The organism is Moraxella sp. CTOTU47616, assembly GCF_032017465.1.
Classification (GTDB): domain Bacteria; phylum Pseudomonadota; class Gammaproteobacteria; order Pseudomonadales; family Moraxellaceae; genus Faucicola; species Faucicola tetraodonis.
Genome location: NZ_DALZPU010000004.1, coordinates 19,576 through 44,111, shown reverse-complemented (window position 1 = coordinate 44,111; position 24,536 = coordinate 19,576). Strand labels below are relative to the sequence as shown.

The 24,536-nt window shown below is 44.1% G+C and carries 25 protein-coding genes and 1 tRNA gene; 16 read left to right on the top strand and 10 right to left on the bottom strand.

Features of this window, described 5'->3' with window-relative positions; translation table 11 throughout:
• Window positions 1-61 precede the first annotated feature (61 nt).
• The 3 genes from copM to RTS10_RS05885 are packed head-to-tail and all read left to right on the top strand — an operon-like array spanning window position 62 to window position 3,392.
• Window positions 62-805 (top strand): CopM family metallochaperone, encoded by a 744-nt coding sequence (gene copM / locus RTS10_RS05895; protein WP_312539597.1) that lies wholly within the window; start codon window positions 62-64, stop codon window positions 803-805.
• 40 nt (window positions 806-845) lie between these two features.
• A complete protein-coding gene (locus RTS10_RS05890; RefSeq protein ID WP_062333783.1) occupies window positions 846-1,058 on the top strand; it encodes a heavy-metal-associated domain-containing protein in 213 nt (70 codons plus the stop codon).
• 39 nt (window positions 1,059-1,097) lie between these two features.
• Window positions 1,098-3,392 (top strand): heavy metal translocating P-type ATPase, encoded by a 2,295-nt coding sequence (locus RTS10_RS05885; protein WP_312539596.1) that lies wholly within the window; start codon window positions 1,098-1,100, stop codon window positions 3,390-3,392.
• Here RTS10_RS05885 and RTS10_RS05880 read toward each other — a convergent pair.
• On the bottom strand, window positions 3,384-3,836 hold the full coding sequence (locus tag RTS10_RS05880) for a hypothetical protein (RefSeq protein ID WP_219330801.1): 453 nt from the start codon (window positions 3,834-3,836) through the stop codon (window positions 3,384-3,386). The two genes, RTS10_RS05885 and RTS10_RS05880, sit on opposite strands and share 9 nt — an antisense overlap.
• Before the next feature lie 139 nt (window positions 3,837-3,975).
• On the opposite strand from RTS10_RS05880, the gene eno reads away from it, so the two are divergent.
• The 3 genes from eno to RTS10_RS05865 all read left to right on the top strand — a co-directional run bounded on the left by eno (window position 3,976) and on the right by RTS10_RS05865 (window position 6,727).
• Entirely contained in the window at window positions 3,976-5,316 is a 1,341-nt protein-coding gene (eno, locus tag RTS10_RS05875; protein ID WP_312539594.1) for a phosphopyruvate hydratase, read from the top strand.
• Window positions 5,317-5,490: 174 nt separating this feature from the next.
• Complete coding sequence (locus RTS10_RS05870) at window positions 5,491-5,841, top strand: septum formation initiator family protein (protein ID WP_312539593.1); 351 nt, start codon at window positions 5,491-5,493, stop codon at window positions 5,839-5,841.
• Window positions 5,842-5,917: 76 nt separating this feature from the next.
• Window positions 5,918-6,727: an IspD/TarI family cytidylyltransferase gene (locus RTS10_RS05865; RefSeq protein ID WP_312539592.1), complete on the top strand. Its 810-nt coding sequence runs from the start codon at window positions 5,918-5,920 to the stop codon at window positions 6,725-6,727.
• A gap of 184 nt (window positions 6,728-6,911) precedes the next feature.
• Here RTS10_RS05865 and RTS10_RS05860 read toward each other — a convergent pair.
• The 3 genes from RTS10_RS05860 to RTS10_RS05850 form a co-directional block, all read right to left on the bottom strand.
• Window positions 6,912-6,987: transfer RNA gene (locus RTS10_RS05860), tRNA-Glu, on the bottom strand.
• A gap of 248 nt (window positions 6,988-7,235) precedes the next feature.
• On the bottom strand, window positions 7,236-7,421 hold the full coding sequence (locus RTS10_RS05855; protein ID WP_062333798.1) for a hypothetical protein: 186 nt from the start codon (window positions 7,419-7,421) through the stop codon (window positions 7,236-7,238).
• Between the two features lie 26 nt (window positions 7,422-7,447).
• Window positions 7,448-7,636, bottom strand: coding sequence for a hypothetical protein (locus tag RTS10_RS05850; protein ID WP_007116099.1), 189 nt, complete (start codon window positions 7,634-7,636; stop codon window positions 7,448-7,450).
• A 223-nt stretch (window positions 7,637-7,859) separates the two neighbouring features.
• Between RTS10_RS05850 and speC the strand changes: the two genes are divergently transcribed.
• Together speC and RTS10_RS05840 are read left to right on the top strand one after the other, a co-directional pair.
• Window positions 7,860-10,013: an ornithine decarboxylase gene (gene speC / locus RTS10_RS05845; protein ID WP_312539591.1), complete on the top strand. Its 2,154-nt coding sequence runs from the start codon at window positions 7,860-7,862 to the stop codon at window positions 10,011-10,013.
• A gap of 199 nt (window positions 10,014-10,212) precedes the next feature.
• On the top strand, window positions 10,213-10,725 hold the full coding sequence (locus RTS10_RS05840; RefSeq protein WP_312539590.1) for a hypothetical protein: 513 nt from the start codon (window positions 10,213-10,215) through the stop codon (window positions 10,723-10,725).
• Window positions 10,726-10,846: 121 nt separating this feature from the next.
• Here RTS10_RS05840 and RTS10_RS05835 read toward each other — a convergent pair whose 3' ends face one another.
• The 3 genes from RTS10_RS05835 to RTS10_RS05825 form a co-directional block, all read right to left on the bottom strand.
• A complete protein-coding gene (locus RTS10_RS05835; protein ID WP_312539589.1) occupies window positions 10,847-11,491 on the bottom strand; it encodes an anthranilate synthase component II in 645 nt (214 codons plus the stop codon).
• 109 nt (window positions 11,492-11,600) lie between these two features.
• The gene (locus tag RTS10_RS05830) at window positions 11,601-13,013 is read right to left on the bottom strand and encodes an anthranilate synthase component I family protein (RefSeq protein WP_409455588.1); all 1,413 of its coding nucleotides are present in this window, start codon (window positions 13,011-13,013) and stop codon (window positions 11,601-11,603) included.
• 251 nt (window positions 13,014-13,264) lie between these two features.
• A complete protein-coding gene (locus tag RTS10_RS05825; protein ID WP_309595553.1) occupies window positions 13,265-13,561 on the bottom strand; it encodes a Trp family transcriptional regulator in 297 nt (98 codons plus the stop codon).
• A 458-nt stretch (window positions 13,562-14,019) separates the two neighbouring features.
• Here RTS10_RS05825 and RTS10_RS05820 point away from each other — a divergent pair, with 458 nt between their 5' ends.
• Together RTS10_RS05820 and RTS10_RS05815 are read left to right on the top strand one after the other, a co-directional pair.
• Entirely contained in the window at window positions 14,020-16,008 is a 1,989-nt protein-coding gene (locus RTS10_RS05820) for an oleate hydratase (RefSeq protein ID WP_312539588.1), read from the top strand.
• Between the two features lie 155 nt (window positions 16,009-16,163).
• On the top strand, window positions 16,164-16,802 hold the full coding sequence (locus RTS10_RS05815; protein WP_312539587.1) for a glutathione S-transferase family protein: 639 nt from the start codon (window positions 16,164-16,166) through the stop codon (window positions 16,800-16,802).
• Window positions 16,803-16,931: 129 nt separating this feature from the next.
• Here the strand turns inward: RTS10_RS05815 and RTS10_RS05810 are convergent, their stop codons facing one another.
• Window positions 16,932-17,900, bottom strand: a complete 969-nt coding sequence (locus RTS10_RS05810) for a ketopantoate reductase family protein (RefSeq protein ID WP_219330809.1) — start codon at window positions 17,898-17,900, stop codon at window positions 16,932-16,934.
• Window positions 17,901-18,034: 134 nt separating this feature from the next.
• On the opposite strand from RTS10_RS05810, the gene RTS10_RS05805 reads away from it, so the two are divergent.
• The 4 genes from RTS10_RS05805 (at window position 18,035) to rpmG (ending at window position 19,587) form a co-directional block, all read left to right on the top strand.
• Complete coding sequence (locus RTS10_RS05805) at window positions 18,035-18,157, top strand: hypothetical protein (RefSeq protein ID WP_257619540.1); 123 nt, start codon at window positions 18,035-18,037, stop codon at window positions 18,155-18,157.
• Window positions 18,157-18,858: a dethiobiotin synthase gene (gene bioD, locus RTS10_RS05800; protein ID WP_312539586.1), complete on the top strand. Its 702-nt coding sequence runs from the start codon at window positions 18,157-18,159 to the stop codon at window positions 18,856-18,858. The genes RTS10_RS05805 and bioD overlap by 1 nt, the downstream gene beginning before the upstream one ends.
• 301 nt (window positions 18,859-19,159) lie before the next feature.
• Complete coding sequence (gene rpmB, locus RTS10_RS05795; protein WP_007116088.1) at window positions 19,160-19,396, top strand: 50S ribosomal protein L28; 237 nt, start codon at window positions 19,160-19,162, stop codon at window positions 19,394-19,396.
• A 35-nt stretch (window positions 19,397-19,431) separates the two neighbouring features.
• Window positions 19,432-19,587: a 50S ribosomal protein L33 gene (gene rpmG, locus RTS10_RS05790; protein WP_007116087.1), complete on the top strand. Its 156-nt coding sequence runs from the start codon at window positions 19,432-19,434 to the stop codon at window positions 19,585-19,587.
• Between the two features lie 199 nt (window positions 19,588-19,786).
• On the opposite strand, the gene RTS10_RS05785 is transcribed toward rpmG, so the two are convergent.
• Window positions 19,787-21,244 carry a C13 family peptidase gene (locus RTS10_RS05785; protein WP_312539585.1) on the bottom strand — a complete coding sequence of 486 codons (1,458 nt, stop codon included), beginning with the start codon at window positions 21,242-21,244 and terminating at the stop codon, window positions 19,787-19,789.
• 347 nt (window positions 21,245-21,591) lie between these two features.
• Between RTS10_RS05785 and nhaA the strand changes: the two genes are divergently transcribed.
• Together nhaA and RTS10_RS05775 are read left to right on the top strand one after the other, a co-directional pair.
• Window positions 21,592-22,809, top strand: coding sequence for a Na+/H+ antiporter NhaA (gene nhaA, locus RTS10_RS05780; RefSeq protein WP_409455592.1), 1,218 nt, complete (start codon window positions 21,592-21,594; stop codon window positions 22,807-22,809).
• Window positions 22,810-22,908: 99 nt separating this feature from the next.
• Window positions 22,909-23,313, top strand: a complete 405-nt coding sequence (locus tag RTS10_RS05775; RefSeq protein WP_312539583.1) for a hypothetical protein — start codon at window positions 22,909-22,911, stop codon at window positions 23,311-23,313.
• 33 nt (window positions 23,314-23,346) lie between these two features.
• Here the strand turns inward: RTS10_RS05775 and RTS10_RS05770 are convergent, their stop codons facing one another.
• On the bottom strand, window positions 23,347-24,384 hold the full coding sequence (locus tag RTS10_RS05770; RefSeq protein ID WP_007116083.1) for a LysR family transcriptional regulator: 1,038 nt from the start codon (window positions 24,382-24,384) through the stop codon (window positions 23,347-23,349).
• Window positions 24,385-24,536: the final 152 nt, after the last annotated feature.

Genomic DNA, 24,536 nt, shown 5'->3' with positions numbered 1-24,536 from the left:
AGTGTGATAAATCAATCTTTTTTTTCAAAGAACCTAAAAAAGCAACCTGAAGGATATGAATATGAATAACATCGTGGGTTTGCCATGGGTGGTGGCATTGGCGCTAGGTATGACAGCTTGTACAAAAAATGACACTACCCAAACTGCAGCGACAGCATCAAGTAGCCATGCTACAAGTACCAATTCGAAAAGTACCCATGCGAGCATGACCCAAACCCAGTCAATGCATCATATGGCTCCGGCAGCGGATACGCAGTCACAATCACAGCCGCCTCATATCATGGCTTATATGGATATCATGAATAAAATGCACCAAGCCATGTCAGCAGGGATGCAAGCTAAGAATGCCGATGTGGGATTTGCCAAAGGCATGATACCGCATCATGAAGGCGCAATTGCGATGGCAAAAGTGGAGCTGCAATATGGCAAAGATGCCGAGATGAAAGCCCTTGCGCAAAAAATCGTCGATGCCCAGCAAAGTGAAATCAAATATATGCAAGCTTGGTTAGCCAAAAACGAAGACAGTCAACCAGCCGCGAGCAATGCCAAAGAAATAACGCAAGCCTATCAGCAAAAAGCCATGGGCAACCACGATGCCATGATGCAAGGAATTATGGACGCCAATCCTGATATCGCCTTTGCCAAGGGTATGATACCGCATCACCAAGGCGCGATTGATATGGCAACGATAGAACAAACCTATGGTAAAAATCCAGCGATGCTAGCACTCGCCAAGCAGATTAAACAAGCGCAAACGCCAGAAATCAAACAAATGCAAGACTGGCTTAGCAAACAAGCCCATTAATTAAAAAAATAGCCACGTAAACGTAAAAAAGGAGCGTAGTATGACAACCCAAACCATCACCTTAAATATCCAAGGCATGACTTGTGGCGGCTGCGTCAAAAGCGTAACCAATGCCCTCAACCAAGTGGCAGGGGTGCAATCTGTCGATGTCAGCCTTGATCATAACAACGCAACCATCAGCTTTGATGACAGCCAAGTACAACAAAGCACGCTTAAAGAAGCGATTGAAGACGCTGGCTTTGACGTAGTATAACGACGCCACGCAAAGACAATGTACAAGACAGACACTATCATGACTACCCAATCGATACACGCGTCAGACAACGCCCATACCGAGCAAATCATTCTTGATATCGATGGCATGACTTGTCAAGCCTGTGCCAGCCGCATCGAAAAAGTGCTCAATAAAAAGCCTGCGATAGTGCAAGCCAATGTCAACTATGCCAATGAAGTGGCGCAGGTGCAGTTTGATGCCTCACAAACCAACGCCGAGCAGATTGTAGAATGGGTGAAAAAGACAGGCTATGAGGCAAAAGTACAGCCGCAGAACGCGCTATTTGCGCATGAAGCCCATGAGCAGAAAGTGCCCTACAACTTGATTGCGGTTTGGATTTGCTTGCTGCCTTTTTTGATTGGTATGGCAGGCATGATGATGGGCAGCCACGCGCTGATGCCGCCGCTGTGGCTACAATTTGTGTTGGCAACTATCGTACAGTTTGGCTTGGCGATACCGTTTTATAAAAGTGCGTGGGCGAGTATCAAAGGCGGTCTTGCCAATATGGACGTGCTGGTAGTGCTTGGCACACTGACAATTTGGGCGTATTCAACCTATAGTTGGTTGAGCTATCTGCAAACCACAGCCCAAATGGGGCATGATGGGATGGCGCATAGCATGCCCCATGTGTATTTTGAAGCCAGCGTGATGGTGATTGCCTTTGTCAAAATGGGCAAGTACCTAGAAGCCCGTACCAAAAAACATAGCCTAAATAGCATCAATTTGCTATTAGCGCTCACCCCTGAGCAAGTGGAAGTTAAAAACCCCAATCCACAAAGCCAAGATGAGCAGTGGCAAACCCTGCCCCTTGAGCAAGTCACGGCCGGTCAAATTTTACGTGCTAAAGCAGGTACTCGCATTGCCACGGATGGCATCGTCACCGCTGGCGAAGGCTGGTGTGATGAAAGCCATTTGACGGGTGAATCAGTGCCCCTGTCTAAACATATTGGCAGTACGGTGCTGGCAGGTGCCATGGTAGAAAACGGCAGCTTTGAATACCAAGTCACCGCCAAAGGCAGTCAAACACGGCTTGGCGATATGATACAAGCGCTCAACGACGCCCAAGGCAGTAAAGCCCATATCGCCCGTATCGCCGATAAAGTCGCGGGGATTTTTGTGCCGGTGGTGGTTGCCATCGCTTTGTTGACTTTTTTTGCCAATTATTGGTTCTTAGGCGCGTTTGACACGGCACTCATGCGCGCGGTGGCGGTGCTCGTGATTGCTTGCCCCTGTGCATTGGGACTGGCGACGCCGGCAGCCATCATGGCGGGCATGGGTGTGGCAGCACGCTCAGGGGTTTGGTTTAAAGATGCGCAAGCCTTAGAAGCGGCAGGTGCAATTGATACGGTAGTATTCGATAAGACAGGCACCATCACCCAAGGTAAACCCCAATTATCTGCATCGTACCTGATAGATGACAATCTAAAGCTGTTTAACTTAGATAAAGCAGCTCTGCTGCAGCTCGTTGCCAGTGTCGAACGTCATGCGAACCACCCGCTTGCGACCACGCTAGTGAACTATGCTGAAACCTACAATAAACAGACCGATACGCCTCAAAGTCCAGCAGCATTTACCATAAGCCATGTAGAGACAGTGCTCGGGCAGGGGATACAGGCACAGGTAGCCACGATTGGGCGGGTGAAAATCGGCACGCCAAGTTTTGCCAATCTTCAGTTGCCTGCAGCGACTATCCAAGCCAATCCCGTTTGGCAAATTGCCAGTCAAGTGGCGGTAAGTATCAATAACACCCCTGTGGCAGCCTTTGCGTTGGCCGACGAGCTTAAACAAGACAGTGTAAAGGTGATTGCGTCGCTGCAAGCCCATCATCTAGATGTAGTAGTGATGAGTGGTGACAAGCAATCGGTGGTGGATTATATAGGTCAGCAGATTAACGCCAGTAAGGCACTTGGCGAGCTGTCGCCACGTGACAAAGCGCAGCGCATTGATGAATGGCAACAACAAGGCAAAAAAGTAGCAATGGTAGGCGATGGGGTGAATGATGCGCCTGCAATGGCAACAGCGACCGCAAGTTTTGCGGTAGAAGGCGCAACCGATATTGCCAAACATAGCGCCACGGCAAGGCTAATGGGCGAGTCGCTCAAACATGTCGATTATGCGGTCACAATTGCCCGCGCAACCCTGCTTAATATTAAGCAAAACCTATTTTTTGCGTTTATCTATAATTGCCTTGGTATACCGTTAGCAGCGTTTGGGCTACTCAATCCGATGATTGCGGCCGCGGCGATGGCACTGAGCTCGATTTCTGTACTACTCAATGCGCTGCGATTGACTCGATTTAAAGTGTCACATTAGCCATACTTTATCGACTTTGCAATTAATTTTAGGTTGTGGCTGTAGCGCTGCATAAGAATATTCACCCCCACCAACGGACATAGTATCGCCTAAACGGTATTTGGTTTTTCTTATAGTTAGAATTTGGTTTTGCGCATCCCAGCTCGTGGTTTCGGCTGGAAAAACAACCGCTTGATCACCTATCATCAAGCAATTATCTTTTAAGTTAAGTGGACCCGTCAGTTTTGCCATCGGTGCAATACGATAACCTTCTTTAGTAAGAACGCTAGGCATAACAACTAAAGGGCTAGAAAGATTAGGCTTATTTATATCAAGTGATTTTTTGACTTCAGGATGAGTAATGACCGTTGGTGGTGGGTTTGATAAAATTTTTGATTGACAACCCAACAAAATCAGCGGCAAAAAAGTGCATAAGGTTGTGATGGATAAAGAGGTTTTAATCATTACGATTTTCGCTTATATGAGTAGATATTTATTACGATGAGTCTAACAAAATATGGTTTTCTATCCTACTAAAAAAACTTACCAAAATATGCTATTATGGCGAAAATTTTACTTTTACTGAATAAAAACAGGAAACGCCATGTACGCTGAAGAAACCACCACCAATAACCAAATCAAAGATATCATTGCCCGCGAAATTTTGGACTCACGCGGCAACCCAACCATTGAAGCCGATGTGATTTTAGCGGATGGTACTATCGGTCGTGCAGCAGCACCATCGGGGGCATCGACAGGTTCACGTGAAGCGCTTGAGCTGCGTGATGGTGATGCATCACGCTATCTGGGTAAAGGGGTCAAAAAAGCCGTTGCCAACGTCAACAGTGAAATTCGTTCATCACTGGTTGATATGGATGTATCAAAACAACAAGACATTGACAACAAATTATTAGCGCTTGATGGCACAGAAAACAAAGAAAAATTGGGCGCCAATGCGACCTTAGCGGTATCTTTAGCAGCAGCCCGTGCCGCCGCACAATCACAAAAACTGCCACTTCACCAGTACATTGCCAACCTACGTGGGCAAACGTCACTATCAATGCCGGTGCCGATGATGAACATCCTAAATGGTGGTGCCCACGCGGACAACACCGTTGATATCCAAGAGTTTATGATTGAGCCTGTTAATTTTACCAGCTTCGGTGAAGCGTTGCGTGCGGGTACAGAAGTGTTCCACAGCCTAAAATCTGTGCTAAAAAAACAAGGCTTAAATACCGCGGTCGGTGATGAAGGCGGTTTTGCACCAAACTTACGCTCAAACGAAGAAGCGATTACAGTCATCATGCAAGCGATTGAGCAAGCAGGGTATACCGCAGGTAAAGACATTTACTTAGCGCTTGATTGTGCCGCATCAGAGTTCTACCATAAAAATGAGCAAGGGAACGGTCAATACGTACTTGAAGGCGAAGGCAATAAAGCCTTTAGTTCAGAAGGTTTTGCGGATTATTTAGCAGGTCTTGTGAGCCAATACCCAATTATCTCGATTGAAGATGGTCTAGATGAAAGCGATTGGGATGGCTGGGCGTACTTAACGCAAAAATTGGGCGACAAAGTACAGCTCGTGGGCGACGATTTGTTTGTCACCAACCCAAAAATCCTACAAGAAGGTATCGACAAACATATTGCCAATGCGATTTTGATTAAATTTAACCAAATCGGCACGTTATCAGAAACCTTAGACGCCATTTATCTAGCGAAGAAAAATGGCTATGCCACCGTCATCTCACACCGCTCAGGTGAGACTGAAGACAGCACCATCGCTGACTTAGCCGTGGGGACAGCTGCAGGTCAAATCAAAACAGGCTCACTGTGCCGTTCTGACCGTGTTGCCAAATACAACCAACTGCTTCGTATCGAGCAGATGGTCACTGCAAGCTACCACGGTGCTGACGAGTTTATCGGTTTACGTAACCCAAAAGCCTAACTTTAAAAGCCTAACTTTAAAAGCTTAGCGCCAAAAGCTTAAATCCAAAAGCTTAAATATTAGAGCTTGATAAAGCATTGAAGTGATAAAAACCTTAACCCATGACATTGAATTTGCTACAATGCGTGGGTTAAGGTTTTTTTATGCCAAAAGTTTTTATTATTGAGTGCTGTCATGACTTATTTGCGTCAACTGTTTATGATTATTTTTGCGGTGATTGTGTTGTTATGTCTACAATACCAGTATTGGTTTGGCACCAATGGTCGGGGCGATTTGGCAGCGTTAAATAAACAAATCAGCGAACAGCAATCCATCAATACCGATCAGCAAAAAGCCAATGAGGTATTGCTTGCCGATGTCAAAGACTTAAAAAACGGACTTGAAGCGGTGGAAGAACACGCTCGCTCCGATTTAGGTTTAATCAAACAAGGCGAAACTTTTGTGCAAATGTCGACCGCTAGCAGTGTGTACAGTACCGATGTGGTCACACCGACCGCCCACAATACCGCCACCCCTCACCCATAAAAGCATAAAAACTGCCAAAGTTATATTTGTCTCAATTTTTACTGTCAACTGTTTACTTTATTGTTGAAAAGACGCCATGTCAGAACTTAGCACAATACCTGCCAATTTATCTAACAACCTTACGATTGACGTCGTGGTCGTCGCTGCAGGCGTTGGCAAACGCTTTGGTAGTCAGATGCCAAAACAGTACACCCATATTGGCAGTCAGACGGTGCTACAACACAGCATAGCGGCGCTAAGCAAAGTTCACCAGCTAAGCAGTTGCTATTTGGTAATTTCTGAAGAAGACACGATTGCCAAAACACTTAACTTTAGCATGCCAATCGAGTGGGTGATAGGTGGCAAGGAGCGAATGAATTCGGTGTTTAACGCCGTGCAAACGATTTGGCAACAATATCAAAATCCATTGAGTGACAAGGCTTTTAATGATAAGGCCTTCAGTGAAAAAGCTAGTCATCATGCGTATGATAATCATTGGGTGCTGATTCATGATGCTGCGCGTCCTTGTGTCAATCCGAGCGATATAGAAAAATTGATCACACAGACCACACAGCAATTTTCGCAACAGTCGGCGGGTGGCTTATTAGCAGTACCGGTGCGTGATACGGTCAAACAAATCATCCATTCACAAGACCAAGTGTTGGCACAAAAAACGCTTGATCGCAGTCAGTTGTGGTTAGCACAAACCCCGCAGATTTTTCCATTGCCAACACTGTATGATTATCTAATCCAAGCCATTGAGCAAACGATTGCGTTTACCGATGAAGCCAGTTTATTTGAGCATTTTGGCAAACAGCCGTTATTGGTGGAAGGCAGTCATAGCAATATCAAATTGACGTTTCCAGAGGATTTGCAGTTTGCGCAGGTGTATTTGGCAAAACCTTAGCAAAAATGGCTTTGCAACAAATTGAGGTTACCGCTAAAAACCGCATAAGAAAAGAAGCCCATAACAAAAAAAGCGCACGAGCAAAAAACGGCAATGAGAATTTATAAAGCCACAAAAACAAAAAAGCCATACTAAATTAGTATGGCTTTTTAACTGTATTTTCTAGTGGTAACACTAAAAAAATTGGCGTCCCCACGGGGATTCGAACCCCGGTTACCGCCGTGAAAGGGCGATGTCCTAGGCCTCTAGACGATGGGGACACTAGCACGCTTAGTTTATAGCGTGACCTCGACCGCTTTCACCGTTAATGTCGAAGTGGAGCGTATAATATATATTTTTATTTTTGCCGTCAACTGTTTTTTATGTATTTTTTTATATTTTTAACAATTAGCCCATCATACGTTGACCCATGATACTTGGTAAAGCGGCATGAAAAGCGCATTAGCCAACTAATGCGCTTAATTACAGTGTTTTCTAAAAAGTGTTGTCTAAAAATTTCACACCGTGCTTATGAGTGATTTTTCTGATGCGACTTAGGTGTTGTATGAGCACGCGTCGTATGAGATTGCGGCGGCAGCTTAGCGGCTTTATTTTTTAAGTGATAGCGAATCCAAAAATGGGTTACGATGCTAATCACAATCGATAAACTGATAAAACCTAAAATGGTCATCCAGATTTGACTATCTACTTGCATACTTGATCCTTGTGAGACAATCTAAGTTAACGCTGATTATCGATGCGCTGGCTATCAATACTTTGATTAGCTCCCATTGTTTGATTACGAATCGCATCATCGCGCTGTTTTTTCTTGAGTCGGAACGTTAGCCATAAATATGTTAATATGCCTAAGATTACGGCAGCAATCATATACATAATAATAGTAGTCCAAATACTGTTATCTACGCCCATGAAAGTGTCCTTTTTATTATTGTTAGCATTAGTGTAACAGGTTTTAACAGCTATTTTACGTCATTCACGTAATGATGTGTGGTAGCGATGTTACTGGCTATTTTCAAACACTGTAATAAGCGTCTACAAAAGTACTTTTTTTCACTTTTTCATATTTTTACGTTAAGATAATTGTCTAAAAAACGCTTTGGCAACTGACACGGTTGCAGCAAGGAAAATAATTATGAAAGTAGTCATCAGTGACGGCATCGAATACGCCCTAAATCTTAATTATCGTACCATCGATATTGAATCGACCGACTATACCAATATTGCAGCAATTGTGGTCACGATGACAGACCTGCCGCGTGTGTATCAAGATATTGAAGATTTGGGGTTTGCTATTCCGATATTTGTGGCGATTGAATATGGTGATGTAGTGCCTGATGAATGGCTACCCAATGTGTATGGTGTGCTAGAGCTGGCAGATGATCAAAAGTTTTATAACGGCCAATTGGTCAATGCGGCAGCGGCGGATTACATCGCCACCCTCGATCCGCCTTTTTTCCAAGCCTTGATGGACTACACCGACTATGGCAATGCGGCGTTTGACTGTCCTGGGCACCAAGGCGGACAGTTTTTTCGTAAGCATCCTTCGGGCAGACGCTTTTATTTATACTTTGGGGAAACGCTGTTTCGTGCCGACTCCTGTAATGCCGATGTCCGTCTTGGCGATTTGCTAATTCATGAAGGACCAGCTTTTGAGGCACAAGCGCATGCGGCGAAAGTTTTTAATGCGGATAAAACCTACTTTGTGCTCAACGGTACTTCCTCTTCCAATAAAATTGCGATTGGTGCCTTAGTGGCGCATGGTGATTTGGTGCTGTTTGACCGTAACAATCACAAATCTGTGTACCAAGGCGCCTTAACCATGGCAGGTGGTACGCCTGTGTATTTAGAGACCGACCGCAATGCTTATGGTTTGATTGGCGGCATTCCTGCCCATTGTTTTGATGAAGCCGAAATCCGTGAGCGTATTCGTGAAGTTGCGCCCGATAAAGCCGATGATGCCCGCCCATTTCGCTTGGCGGTAATTCAGCTGGGCACGTATGATGGCACTATTTATAACGCCCGCCAAGTGGTGGATCGCATCGGGCATCTGTGTGACTATATTTTGTTTGACAGTGCTTGGGTGGGTTATGAGCAGTTTATCCCGATGATGCGTGATTGCTCGCCACTGCTGCTTGAGCTCGGTGAAAATGATCCTGGGATTTTGGTCACCCAATCGGTACACAAGCAACAAGCTGGCTTTTCTCAAGCCTCACAAATCCATAAAAAAGATAACCATATCAGCGGGCAAGCCCGTTATGTCAATCATAAACGCTTTAACAACTCGTTTATGATGCACGTGTCGACCTCGCCGTTTTACCCGTTGTTTGCCTCACTTGATGTCAATGCCAAAATGCATGAAGGTAAAGCCGGTCAGCGCATGTGGCATGAGTGTGTCATCGGCGGTATCGAAGCTCGTAAAATGCTGCTAGACACTTGTACCATGATTTTGCCGTTTGTTCCGCCTACAGTAGATGGGCAAGCTTGGCAAGACTACGATACTGAAACCATTGCCCATGATATTCGTTTTTTCCGCTTTGAGGCAGGGGCGCGTTGGCATGATTTTCAGCATTATGCCGATGACCAATACTTTATCGACCCCTGTAAATTACTACTGACCACGCCAGGCATTGATATGCAAACCGGTGAGTATGAAGACACAGGGATTCCTGCCGCGATTTTGGCGCATTATCTGCGTGAAAGCTCGGTCATTCCAGAAAAAGCCGATTTAAACTCGATTTTATTCTTACTGACGCCTGCCGAAACCTTGGCAAAATTCCAGCACTTGGTCGCCCGTATTGTCAGTTTTGAAAAGCACATTCGCGAAAACAGCCCCGTCACCCAGGTGTTACCGACACTGGCTAAGGCATACCCGCAGTACCGCAAACTCACCATCAATGAACTTTGCCAACTCATGCATAACTTCTATGCCAAGCATCAGCTGAACAAACGACAAAAACAAATGTTTGAGCGCGAACATCGTCCCAAGGTTGCTATAAGCGCATTTGATGCCCATAACGCCTTTATCCGTAATGATGTCGAGCTGGTATCGCTGCATGACATCAAAGGCAGAATCGCCATGGAAGGTGCACTACCGTATCCACCAGGGGTGTACTGTATTGTACCTGGGGAAGTGTGGGATGGGGCGGTGCTTGATTACTTCTTGGCATTGCAAGAAGGGGTTAATCGCTTGCCAGGCTTTGAGCCAGAAGTGCAGGGCGTGTACTGGGAGTATGACGACCAAGGTAAAAAGATTGCCTACGCCTATGTGTTAAAACAGTCTCACTAAATTTGATTGACGGTTTTTGATTCATAGGCTTTCTCTTTGAGGTCTATATTTGGCGCGTTTGCAGCAGTAACCAATGGCGCAAAAATTGGTCTGTGTAGATGGGTGCGATGTTATTTAATTAAATGATAATCATTATTATTTACATTATCAATCTATTATTGGATAATGACGGCTCAATTTTTTAAGAGGCAGTCAAACAATGACAATGAAAGATTTTCGTATCTACATGAGGCTTGGGCACCGCTATGTTGGATTCTTTATGGTTGGCATTATGCTCGTCTATTCGCTAAGTGGCATGTTGCTGGTATTTCGCGACACTGATTTTTTAAAATCTTCAAAAACTGTCAAGCAAGTCGTGGCAACCAATCTTGATGAGAAAAATTTAGCCAAAACCTTAAAAATGAAAAACATCGATTTTAGGGAGCAGCAGGGTGATATACAGCTTTTTAAAGATGGACAGTACAATAGTAAAACCGGTGAGGTGACTTATACCAGCAAAAAGCTGCCTGTGGTATTAGATAAAATGGTGAATTTTCATAAAGCGCCCTCTAAAGGTAGTATGGGTGGGCTCAATGTATTGTTTGGCTTGAGTTTATTATTTTTTGTGGTATCGAGTTTATTTTTATTCACTCCAAGCTCCAAAATTTTTAAGCGTGGCTTGGCATTTGTGGCGGTGGGAGCGATTATGTCGGTGATTTTGCTGCTGTTGTAAATAAACCTACTAACAAATTTGATAGGGTAGCGCCTGATGGCATAAACCCTATTGCGATATTGGGTGCAATGGCTATGCCGCCATTGATTCACTGCGATGGCTTCACCGAGATGGATTTACTTTAGTTTTGCCACAAAAAGTTTTTTAGCAGCGTTTTGGCGCCTTCGGTGGCGAAGGATTCTGGGTGATATTGCACCCCTTGAATCGGATAATCACGGTGGCGAATGCCCATGATTTCATCGCCTGCTAGACTGGCATCTTTGAGATTTTTATCACTATGTTGCTCACTAGACACCACGCTGGTCACTACCAAACAATCGGGGAGTGAGGCGGCGTCGACCATCAGTGAATGATAACGCATGATGTCAAGCTGCTGTGGCAAACCTTGATACACGCCTTGACCATCGTGGCGAATCGGTGACGTCTTGCCATGCATGGGCACATTGGCTCGCACCACTTGACCACCAAAAAAATGCGCAATGCCCTGCATGCCAAGACACACGCCTAGTAGCGGTATAGTTTTGCCAAGCTCAGTAATGACCTCACCACACACGCCAAAATACGCAGGGTCATCGGGCGAACCTGGACCTGGGGAGATGATAATGCGGTCAGGATTCATGGCTTTGACGTCATCTAGCGTGATTTCGTTGTTGCGTTTGACCGTGACCTGAAAAGCACCTGGATATTCAGAGGATAGGATTTCACCAATATATTGGTATAGGTTAAAGGTAAAAGAATCGTAGTTATCAATAATTAACACTTGCATAGTCAACTCTAAAAATAGGTTTGGCGGTTATTCTAAACGTTTAAAATACTGCTGATATACATCGCTATCATACGTATCTAGTTGCCGTATCGTCATGATGGAGCAGACTTTACTGCACTGGCGCAAAATTGGACAGTACAACTTTCATCGCAGACAGTTTTCGTACGATTTCTTCATATTCGTCTTCAGGGTTGGAGTCATATACATTGCCGCCGCAAGTTTGCGCATACGCTTTTTCGCCATTGATAAACAGCGAGCGAATCGGGATAGCAAAAATACAATCCCCATTAAAACAAAACTGACCGAGTGCGCCACCGTAAGCGCCGCGACCGTCGGGTTCTAGGGTATTTATAATTTTCATCGCTTCAATTTTGGGTGCGCCCGATAGCGTGCCTGCGGGAAAATTACTGGCAAGCGCGGTGAACATATCATGATTAGGGTCAAGAATACCGACGATTTCACTGGAGATATGCTGGACATGTGAAAAGCGCTTGATATCCATTAAGTTACGCACTTTTACCGTCCCAAAGCGTGCCACCCGCCCGATATCATTACGATGCAAGTCCACCAACATATTATGTTCAGCGATTTCTTTGGGGTCATTGAGCAAGGCGCGCGCTAATTGGCGATCTTCGGTCTCATCCTTGCCGCGTTTGGTGGTGCCCGCCAGTGGGAAGGTTTCCATCTCACCATTGCGCAATCGGAACAACAACTCAGGCGATGCGCCGATGATTTTTTGGGCGCCAAATTTGACATAGTACATATGCGGTGACGGGTTGACTTCGCGCAGTTTACTATAAATTGGCATGGTGTCGCCTTGGATGCGATAATGCGACTTGAAACCCACTTCACACTGGAAAATCAGCCCAGCTTTAATGTCTTCTTTGACTTTCATCACTGCTGCCGCATGTTGCTCGCGGTTCATCCCATCGCCCAAATGCTCAGCAGTGGGCTCGGTATAGTCAGGCGAAATAGCATTCAATAATGACTTGATTTCGTCAATACGATTGCTTTGGTGGTCGGTATCGTAATAATAATAAAAAATTTCACCGGTCATCTTATCAAGGCTTAACCCATCTAAGTACACCCCGAATTTGAACGGCTCGAAATCATCACTGGTTTGAATATTAAGGCTCGGCTCAAAAAAATTGACACTATCAAATCCCAAAAAACCGACCAATCCGCCGGTATGGCTACGTGAAATCACATGTTGTGGGGTGATTTCGCGCAGTAGTTGGTAAGGATTGTCACAGGTATAATCCGTGCTTTCCCCCGTGCGATTGTTGGTGATAGTCAAGGTATGGCGGTCTTTTGCCAACACCGTCATCGCAGGGTCAAAGCCGATGGCGTGATGACGTGAGATATAGCTTTCTTCGCCCAACGATTCTAGTAAAAAACAGGTAGCATATTTGGCTTCGATGCGTTTAAAGAGTTCAAAAAAATCAATGTCTTGTGCAAGTTTAATCAAGTTTGGTTTGCTGGCAAGGGCGATTTTGGGCGGTTTGGCGTGTGTAGTCATCATAGTGTCTTAAATTTATAATATGCTAAATTTACAGTGTCTTAAATTTATAACGGCTTAAATTTTAATCGATGTTTCAGTGTTCTAGTATGATGATACATTGTAATCAGATTAACCCCTGCTTGCAACTCTTTTATGGCATCACAGTTATTTTCTCACGGATTTTCATCGCCCTTCTACGCACCCCAAAGTATGTCACCCAAAAGTATGCTACTGTGATGGGCTTATTTACGCTTGAAGCCATTATCACGAATTTATAGGTTCAAATGACTCAGATTTGGCAATAATTGGTTGATATCGTGTTGACCATACGCTTTGGCGCCCCGTGATACGGTTGCAATGCCCACCCCCAAGCGCTCAGCGATTTCGCGTTGTGGTAGCGCTTGCTGGAACAAGGCAAAAATCTGGATGCGATTGGCGATTTCTTTTTGTTCTTTTTCAGTCAGTAGCGCTGCCAAAATTTCGCGGATAAAGTCACTATCATCAGTTTGGCTCAGTAGCTCAACCAAATAATCATAGGCGGGTAGTGGTGATGGCGAAGTGTGCGGCATAGTAGGTTTTTTTTGAGTAAAAGATAACAAGTAAAGCATTTCAGTGTTCTAGTATAGTGATACATTTTACGGGGTTTAGCAAGTGAACTCAATCGATTTTTATCCCTTTAGAAAACTCAATAGGTGCGATAACTGGTTACGTTTGATTACAAAAGCGCAAATAACTGAATATTTAATCAAAGCTTAGTCGACACAAAGTCGCTTTAGCGAGGTTGTATAATGTGGTTATAATAAAATTGCTTAGTTAGAAATCTAACTGAGTTTATTAATTATGAACAATGACTATCAATCATAATTTTATAACCGCGCCGTTGTCTTTAGTTATTGTGTAGCAGTCTTAATGGGCAATTAAGAATGGGCAGTTAAGATCAATGTCAAAAGGTAGCAGCGCGGTTTAAAGAGTTAGCTAACGCTAATGTTATTCAATACTAATCTTATTCAAAATAGGGCACTTCATTATGACAACCAACGCTAAGAACAACAGTGATTTTTTGAAAAATATGGTTTTTAAAAAGGTCGATCACCAACCACAGCGCGCGGATTATCAATCTCATCAACCTGGCAATTCGATGCCGTTTAGCGATGCCCGTGGTAACTATCAGCGTAATATCGGCTTTGATACCGGACGTTTCAAAGACAGTAAAGTCTATATCGTCGGCGGCGGTATTGGCGGTCTGGCAGCGGCGTATTATTTTATCCGAGATGCCCATATCCCAGGCGAGAACATTACCTTTTTAGAAGAATTAGCGGTGCAAGGCGGCTCACTCGATGGCGCTGGTAATGCCAAAGACGGTTATATCATGCGCGGTGGTCGTGAAATGATTACCACCTATGAGAATTTTTGGGATATGTTCCAAGATATACCGGCGCTAGAGTTACCAGAGCCTTATTCAGTCCTTGATGAATACCGCTTGATTAATGACAATGATCCCAACTATTCTAAAGCACGGTTGATTCATAACAAAGGTGACATCAAAGATTTTCACAAGTTTAATCTCAATAAAGCCGACCAACTTGCTATTGTCCGTTTATTACTAAAAAATCAAGACGAACTCGATAATCTCACCATCGAAGATTACTTTAGCCAAAGTTTTTTGGACAGTAATTTTTGGACGCTATGGCGTAGTATGTTTGCTTTTGAAAACTGGCACAGCTTACTTGAGTGCAAGCTTTATATGCACCGGTTTTTGGAAGCCTTAGATGGTATCAAAGATATGTCGACCTTGTTATTTGCCAAATACAACCAATACGACAGCTTTGTGGTACCTGCGCAAAAATTTTTAATTAATAAAGGCGTCAAACTACAAAGTGACACGTTAGTGACAGCGGTTGATTTTGAGCAGCAAGGCGACAAAAAAATCGTTAAAGGGCTGACAACCACCCAACATGGTCAACAAGTCCATATCCCTGTACGGGACAATGATTTTGTGATTATTACCACAGGGTCAATGACGGAAGATACGCGCTATGGCACCAGTGACACTGCGCCTGATATCCGTCTAACTGATGATACAATGGGAAAAACAAAAGGCTGGGTACTATGGAATGACCTTGCCAAACAATCCGCTGTGTTTGGTCGTCCAGAAAAATTTAACCGCCATGTGCCCAAATCTGCCTGGATGTCAGCAACATTAACTTGCAAAGACTCGGCGCTTTTGCGCAAAATCAGCGAAAAATACTGTGTCAATCCGCCGCTATCAGGCAAAACAGTCACAGGCGGTATTGTTACCATCACCGATTCCAACTGGCTTATGAGCTTTACTATTAACCGCCAACCGCAATTTCTTGACCAACCTAAAGACGTGGTGGTGATATGGGTGTATGGGCTATTGATGGATAAAAAAGGCAACTATGTGCCAAAAACCATGCCAGAATGTACGGGGCATGAAATTGTGATGGAGCTGCTATACCACCTAGATTTGCTTGAGCAAAAAGATGATATTTTAGCCAATACCATCGCCAACACCGCCTATATGCCCTATATCACTTCGATGTTTATGCCACGTGCCAAAGGCGACCGTCCGCAAATTGTACCCGAAGGCTGCACCAATTTAGGTCTCATCGGTCAATTTGTTGAGACCAACAATGATGTGGTGTTCACCGTTGAAACTTCGGTACGCTCGGCGCGGGTCGCGGTGTACACGCTAACAGATTGTAATAAGCAAGTGCCTGATATCGTACCAACCCAATACGATATTCGCAACATACTCCGCTCTGCCAGTACACTCAACGATGACCAAGGCTTCATCGGGGAGGGCATACTGCGCCGAGTGCTCGCCAATACCTATTATGAGCACATCTTGCCACCCGTCGCCAAAAAAGCGCCCAAAGACAGCTCGTTGATGCAGACGCTTGCCGAGCAATTTGAAGTAGTCAAAGCCTTTTGGCATAAAGAAGGCCATAAAGATGAGCAAAAAGATGAGCAAAAAGCGCAGGATAAAAAATAAGCTTCGATAAACTTTTGTCCTTAAACCGAAAAATCCTCCTGACGCTAGGGGGATTTTTTATCAGCGAAATTTCCTTTGCGCCTAAAAACCCTATTTCGTAAAACGGTGGTTTCAAGTATATTAAAGGTAAAATCACACATCATAAGGAACAAGTGATGAAACTATACACCATGAATGCCCCGCCAAACCCGCGCAAGGTCGACTTATTGTTAAAAGTCAAAGAACTTGATATCAATGATATTCATAATTTACAAGTCATCAACGTGGATATTGGCAAAAATGAGCAAAACTCACCGGAGTTTTTGGCGGTCAATCCACTCGGGCTGTTGCCTGTATTAGTGCTTGATGATGGCACTGTGCTCAATGATTCACATGCCATTTGTGAATATCTGGATATTCGACTTGCAGGCAATGGTAAGCAAGTGATGGGCTCAGACCCTATACAACGCGCCAAAATCACCGCAATGTCACGCAATGCGGAGTTTCACGTGCTGTATAACATGATGCTGGCTTTCCAGCATGGGCATCCATCTCGCGCATTGATGGGAAACCAAGTGCCTGGTATGGCAGAAGAGAGCATCAACCGTGTCAAAAAAGCATTGCCGTACTTTGACAAGCTATTATCGAGTCATAAATACTTGCTCGGTGATAGACTCACCTTCGCTGATATCGTGTTGTATGTTGGCTTGGATTTTGGGCGAGTAATGAAGTTTAATCCCAAAGATGCCAGTGTAGTGGGTGAACATGTGGCACGTTTTTATGCGCAAATGAGTGAGCGTTTTGGTAAAAAATAACGGTTGTTGATATAAAAAAGGGCAAGCTAGATGCCCTTTTTTATTTGTAGTGGTTATTCATTGCTTTTATCCACCGTTTCTATTTACTGCTTTTATGCCTAGTTTTTTTCAATAGCGCTAGGGTTGTCATCATGACTGATTGTTAGCCATTAATGCACTGATGCCATCATATAGGGTGTCGTTGACCGGGGTGTCAATGCCATGCTTATCCCCCAATTCGCGAATCGTCCCTGCAAACAAATCAAGCTCACAGCGTCGCCCTGCTTTTAAATCCTGTCGCATCGAGGGCATGCCTTTGGGATCCAGCGCATCCATAATCGCCAACCATTTTTTGAAATCTTCCTCAGTTAAGGTTACGCCTTCAGCGTGTGCCACTGCCATCACTTCACGCATCGCGGCTTTGAACATGTCGCGCGCTTCACCCGCTTGTTGCACGGTATCAAAGGTGCCTTGATACAATGCCACGGTTTGATTGACGCCGGTATTTAACATCAATTTGCCCCACAGCTGGCGCGGCATGTCATCGCTTACTGAGTGCGGGAAATTGACTTGATTAAAGAGGGCATCGACTTGTTGCACGCGTGCGCGTTCAGCGTTATCAGTTGTCATCGCGCCAATGACCAATTGTCCATGATCGCGATAAATCAGTTGGCTAGCATTTTCCCCATTTTTTTCATGCGGCTCATTTTTCATGGCGTCCATTTGCTGCGCCACACAATACACAATGCGCTCGTCACCAAAGGCGTTTGCCAATACTTTTTCGCTGGCGATACCGTTGAGGGCAGAAACAATCAGCGTATTGGCGCCAAGTTGACTTTTGATGAGCGGTAACACCTCATGTAACTGATAAAATTTGGTACACACCATCACCAAATCGGCAGGACTTAGGTTTGAATGAGGGCTTTCATTTGGTGTGACATAGTTGAGTGTTAATGGCTCGCCATTTACCAATAAACCTTGCTGTTGGTAGCGGTTGACACGGTCAGTATCGGCGACGATACGCAAGTTCTCAAAAGGCATGTTTGGGGCTAATAGACTGGCAAATAACGCCCCTAATGAGCCAAATCCAACAATGGCAATAATCGGTGAATCGTTCATCTTTTTTCCTGTTATTTTGCGACATTGATTAAAGTTGTGATAAAGTTTAGCAGAAAATATAAGGCATGATAAAAAAGGAATCACAATGAAATTATTAAAAATGGCTGTGTTCATGGGTTGTTTATAGGCTGCTTATGAAAAATCAGCAACAAACTTTGCAAGAACTCATGCCAGCGTTTGAGCAAAGAATTGAAAAAATCACCCAATCAGCTCAAAAAACCACCCAAACCATTAACCATAAAGCAAGTAAGAAATAATGAATCTATCCAATGTTAACGATGCTTCATCTTCCCTAAACGGCGCATATTTTGTCACAGGTACCGACACCGAAATCGGTAAAACCACCACTACTGCGCAACTGGTCAAAAGCATGGCTGAACAAGGCAAAAGTGTATATGCCATCAAGCCAGTCACCGCAGGTCTAGAAACCGATGACAACGGGCAAACATATAGCGATGATGCAAGGCGCATCAATCAATTTGCCAATGTCAAACCACCGCTGTCTGTCATTGCGCCTATCCAGCTAGCGACTCCTTGCTCACCGCATATCGCCGCGCAGCTTGATAACATGACACTCACCAACACCCAATTAGTCGATACCATCCATAAATCCATCGCAGCCTATCCTGCCGATGTGATTTTGGTTGAAGGGGCAGGCGGCTGGTTTACCCCTATTAACGAGCAAGAAACGCTTGCTGATGTGGCAGCCGCGCTCAAATACCCTGTGATTATGGTCGTCGGTATCAAGCTTGGTAGCCTTAATCATGCCATGCTAACCCTACAAGCAATTTGGCAAGCAGGGCTAAAAGTCGCTTTGGTTATTTTTAACCAATTACAGACCGACACGCCGTTTGTCGATGCGCAAATTGACTGGTTAAGTCAGCAAATTTTACGCAAGTATCCTGGGTATCAAAACCTACCACCCTTGATGGTCAAACAAGGCGTTTTAACCCATTAAATTTTTATCCAATCACATTGCTTTTTGGCATAAGTTATGGTATAAATAGCGGCTTTAAATTTACTAGCGATTTTTTGACGCTTGCTTAAAATGGTTTTGATTGACGCAAGTCAAGTGACTACCCGTGAGTAGCTAATTTTAAGTACGCCGCCAAAAGATTAATTATTGATTCAAACTGAGATACTCAACACTAGAATCGTTGAAACCCTAGCTTTTTTTAGCTTCAATGATATGCGAGATGTGCGAGTATCAGTTGTGACAGGCATGAGCAGCCCTCATGCACACCGATTAGGAGTAAGCCATGTCTCGAGTATGCCAAGTGACTGGAAAACGCCCAGCGGTAGGTAACAATGTTTCTCACGCAAACAACAAAACCCGCCGTCGTTTTCTACCAAATCTACACACCCATCGTTTTTGGGTAGAGAGCGAAAACCGCTTTGTTAAGCTTCGCTTGACTACCAAAGGTATGCGTATCATTGATAAAGTTGGTATTGACCAAGTTTTAACTGATATGCGTGCTCGTGGCGAAAAAATTTAATTTTTGCCTTTTCATATTCTTAGGGAGCAATTGCGATGCGTGATAAAATCAAATTAGTTTCAACTGCAGGTACGGGTTATTTTTACACCACGACTAAAAACAAACGTACCATGCCAAACAAAATGGAAATCAAAAAATTTGATCCAGTGGTACGTCAACATGTTGTATTCAAAGAAGCTAAAATCAAATAATTGACTGACACAGTCTATTTGACGCGCTATTTGATAAAAAAGTGGGTAACTTAGGTTAACCCACTTTTTTTATGTGCAAAAGTTATAAAATCGCTAAAAAATTGGCAGAAAATATCAATTGTTCCTAATCGCTACCGCGATGGATGGTAAGACGAGTTGCAAGGCGTCTTGGTAGCTGAAATAGCCGAGACAGCCGATGTTACTTGGGCAGTTGGTGGGTATTTAAGGTATGGGCATCACTAGTAGCACTGGCAGCAGTCGATGGGACTATGACAACCGCAGGTAAGGGTTTGAGACTGTTTTCAAATTCTGGCAATATCGCTTTAATAGCCTCACCCATCACCAATTGCGGCTCAGACGGCTCAAAGCCCATCATTTTTTCCCGTTCAGCAATGCGTTTGCTGGCGGCTTCAAACGCAGGTTGAAAACGGCGAAGCTTGGGTAAGCTTTCAGCAAAAAATGCTTGTCCAAAGTAAGTATATTCGGCTTCATTAGAACAGCCAAACGATGATTTATTCGCAGCTGAGGCAGTAATCACGAGGGTATCTGGCGATTTTAACTCATTGATAAATGAGCCAGAATAGCAGGCTGATACCACAATGACGCGCCATTTAATGCCAGATTTATCCAATGATTGGCGTAGCCATTTGGCATCGACATTATCGAGCGCTAGCGGTGGGTTGGACATTTCAATCACCTTGTCACCCCCATGCGAGGTCAAGGTCAAAAATAGCACGTCTTCATTGACATCCATTTTTTTGGCGATACTTTGCAAAGCGCGTTCAATACTGGTTTTACTGGCAATCGGTAGCGCAGACAGGGTATTGGCATTGTTAATGAGTTCCACCGAGCGTCCTGCTGTGCCAAATTGATGGTCAAAGTAATCTTTGGTCAGCTCAATTTCTGAACGGAATACATCTTGCTCGCCATGACCTGCGACACCCATAAAGTACCAATCATGTATAGTCGGGCGTTGCGGCTGCACGTTATTTAGCATATCGGCCAGAAGCTCAGGCTGCGCATAAAATGCCGCTTCAGTGACCACGGGTTCGACGGGGTCAGATTGAAAAATCGGCTCAGATTGCACGTTTTTTTGCCACACGCTGAGTACGGCAAACGCACCCAGCATAATCAGGACACGCTCAATCCATGACCAGCGTAATTGATTGCCAAAAATCCATAACAGCGATAACGACTGCCAGACAAACGCCAATACGAACATAATACCAATCGTATCAAACGTCCATTCAGGTAGCCAGCCCAAGTCTGATATAAACTGAATCAAGCTTTGCACCAGCATCATGAAAGTATCAGCACACAGCCACAAAATCGCCGGCACAAAAATTAGCATGGCATTAAAATGCCGTTTGGCAAGAATCAATCCTACCACCAACATCACCATCGGCCATACCAAATAACTAATCAGCCCTTGTGGATTAAAATGGGTGGCATCTTCAGCCACCAACCACGAGAACAGCAAATTACTCGCCAGTGCCGTCAATCCAAACAACAAAAACTGCCATACAGTGGGCTTGACCCAATAAAACGCGCGTTTTGAACCTATTAGCATGTGACCCGTGGCACGGATATTGGCGATAACGTTATGAGAAAAACGTTTGAGCGGGGTTAAATCAAGATCGGTAAGAGAAGTTGGCAAAATATCCACACTATTGAAAGGCTGATTCTAAATCGGTAGGCAAGTAGCGATAAAATAATAATACAAAATAGGCATGGGGTGTTAACAACTTTATTAATCATTCATGTTTAGAATCTTAACTATCAACACCAAAAAATCATACGGCTAAAAAATTAATTTATCTAAAATAGTGAATAAATGAATAAAATTTTCTATTAATGTAGAATTATGAAATTATTTATCATAAAAATAGATTATATGATATAATAAAATATATGGTATGATGGTATTGTAGGCTATTTTGCTTGGTTTAAGTGTGGTATATTTCATAAATAAAAGATGGTATTAAAAAGAGTTTTAGACAGATGATAGTATTTAACCAATTTAAAAAATTTTTGGCACACGATATGGCGGCGGGTATAGTGTTGGCGTTTTCCGCTGTGTTGGCGATGCTGGTAGCAAACTCTCCGATGAGTGACATATACGAGCACTTTTTGCATCTGCCTATTTCGATAAAAATCGGCTCTTTTAGTATCGATCATCATTTACTACATTGGATCAACGATGGCTTGATGGTGGTGTTTTTCTTTTTAGTGGGGCTTGAGCTTAAGCGGGAAATGCTAGTGGGCGAACTATCAGAGGTCAAAAAAGTCGTCTTGCCTGCGATTGCTGCGGTCGGTGGTATGATGGTACCTGCGATTTTTTATGCCGCATTCAATTATCAGCACGCAGAGTTGATGAAAGGTTGGGCGATTCCGGCGGCGACAGATATCGCGTTTGCCTTAGGTGTGCTGACGTTACTGGGCAATCGCGTGCCCGCCGCGCTCAAAGTATTCTTGGCATCGATTGCTATTTTTGATGATATCGGTGCGATTATCATTATTGCGTTATTTTACTCATCGGGTTTGTCGATGGCGGCACTGGCTTGGGTCGGGGTATGTTTGGTGATATTGTGGCTCATGAATCGCTTTAACGTCACCCGCACCACCGCTTATATAATGATTGGCGTTTTGCTATGGGCAGCCATGTTAAAGTCGGGGCTACATGCGACGCTTGCCGGTGTGCTGCTTGCGCTATTCATCCCAATGACAGACAACAAGCACCCTGAGCATTCACCCCTCGAATCGGTTGAACATGACTTGCAGGACACAGTCAGTTTTATTATTTTACCGATTTTTGCGTTTGCTAATGCGGGCATTTATCTCGGAGGTACGGGGATATCCTCGCTATTGCATACGGTACCGCTCGGTATCGCACTAGGACTGCTGCTAGGCAAGCCGATTGGGGTGATGCTATTTAGTTGGCTTGGCGTCAAGCTTGGGTTAGCTAGCTTGCCTACCAATGTTGACTGGCGACAAGTATTTGGCGTGGGGATTTTATGTGGTATTGGCTTTACCATGAGTTTGTTTATTGGTGGGCTTGCCTTTGCGGGACTTGAGGTCAAACCGTTTGACGAACGACTTGGCATTATTTTAGGGTCATTATTGGCAGGTATGCTAGGGTATTTTTATCTTAAGAAAGTCTTACCAACCCAAGCGCTGACACAGCAGGTGAGTAACCCTGAGGATCATACCTATATTCGCTAAGCTATTTACCCAAGGGTAGTGTAACGATAAATAAAATCTACAAATGATAGCAACGAATATTGCTATCATTTTTTTTATATCAATAATAAGGAAAACACCATGCTAACTAACAAGATAATGGGTAAAAAAGCCGCATGGTTGGGCGGTGGTGTGGCGATAATTGGTCTATTGGCAAGTTGCGCCAGCGTGGCGTACCAATCGCTGCAAAATGGTAAGTTAAACGATATCAAAGAAAGCATTGATAGTGTACCCAAAAAAACGCTGACGCTAAACGGCACCTTTACCCAAAGCTTAGAGCAATCTGAATTTAATGACGGTACGACCAAATACCATGTATTTGACCCAAACAACCTGTTAGCCGAGTATGCCAAAGCGCAAGGTCAAACGGGCGTGTCGATTAGTTTACCTGTCTGCATTGAAGGGCGCGTAACTGAAAAAGGACGTTACGGACATTTAGGAAAATATCCGTATGAGCTTTGGGTGGATAAAATTTGCCAATCCTAGACCAGTCCTATAAGCCGCTTGTCTGACCCTTAATCATTGACGGTCAGGATCAATTTCAACCAAATCAATGGGCTGGGTATGCAGCGAACCGTCTTGAATCGCAGTTTGTAGCGGATACTTGATGCGCTCTTCGGCGATGATTTGTCGCGACACATGTTGAATCAACTGACGTAACCAACGATGCGCAGGGTGATGCTGTAATAGTGGCGACCATGCCATCGTCAATTCAAACTCTGGAATAAAAAATGGCGGCTCTTTAATCACGATATCATCATTATTAGCTTGCATGCGCGCCACCCGAGTCGGCAGCGTAGCAATTAAGTCTTTATTGGCGGTGAGCATGGCAGGCATCTGATAATGACGGGTAAAGACACTGATTTGACGTTTTTGACCGAGGCGCTGCAACGCCGCATCAATCGAGCCAAGTCCACCAGATTTTTCGGGATTCACCCCAAAACCCACCCCCATCCCTGTTTTAGAGACCCAAACGTGCTGAGCTTTAAGATAATTTTTTAGGTTAAAGCGATTGACATACGGACTATCAGCCGACAACAAACAACTAAAAGTATCACGCCAAATCAGCACTTGGTGAAAGCTTTGCGGTACCTCGTTAAAACGATTAATCGCCAAATCAACACGCCCTTGCTCCATATCTCGATACGATACATCCGATGGCGTCAAAAAGTCCAAAATCACGTTTGGGGCTTCACTGCGCAGCGCTTTAACTAGCCTAGGCACTAGCGTTGCTTCGGCATAATCTGACGTCATAATCCGAAACACACGACTTGAGGTATAAGGACGAAACTCAGTACGCGGCTCTAATAGCTGGGTTAAATCCGCTAACAATTCGCGTACGCGCGGCTGTAATTCAAGCGCCCGCTCCGTCGGCGTCATGCCTTCAGATGAGCGAATCAACAAGGGATCATTAAACAACTTACGCAAACGACGTAAAATATTACTCATGGCGGGCTGGGTAATGCCGAGTTGTTCAGAGGCTCTGGTGACGTTTTTTTCTCGAAGTAACACATCAAGATGCACCAAAAGGTTCAAATCCACACGTTGTAAATCCATAAATTATTGTTTGTCTAGTTAAAAGTTAAGAAAAAAAGGCTAAAACAGATAGTTTTAACAGAGCTAAAACTTAGCAATAGAACTTAAGTTATTGATTGTATTATACTATATTTTAAATAAATACTAAAGATACGAATCATTAAATAGCTAAA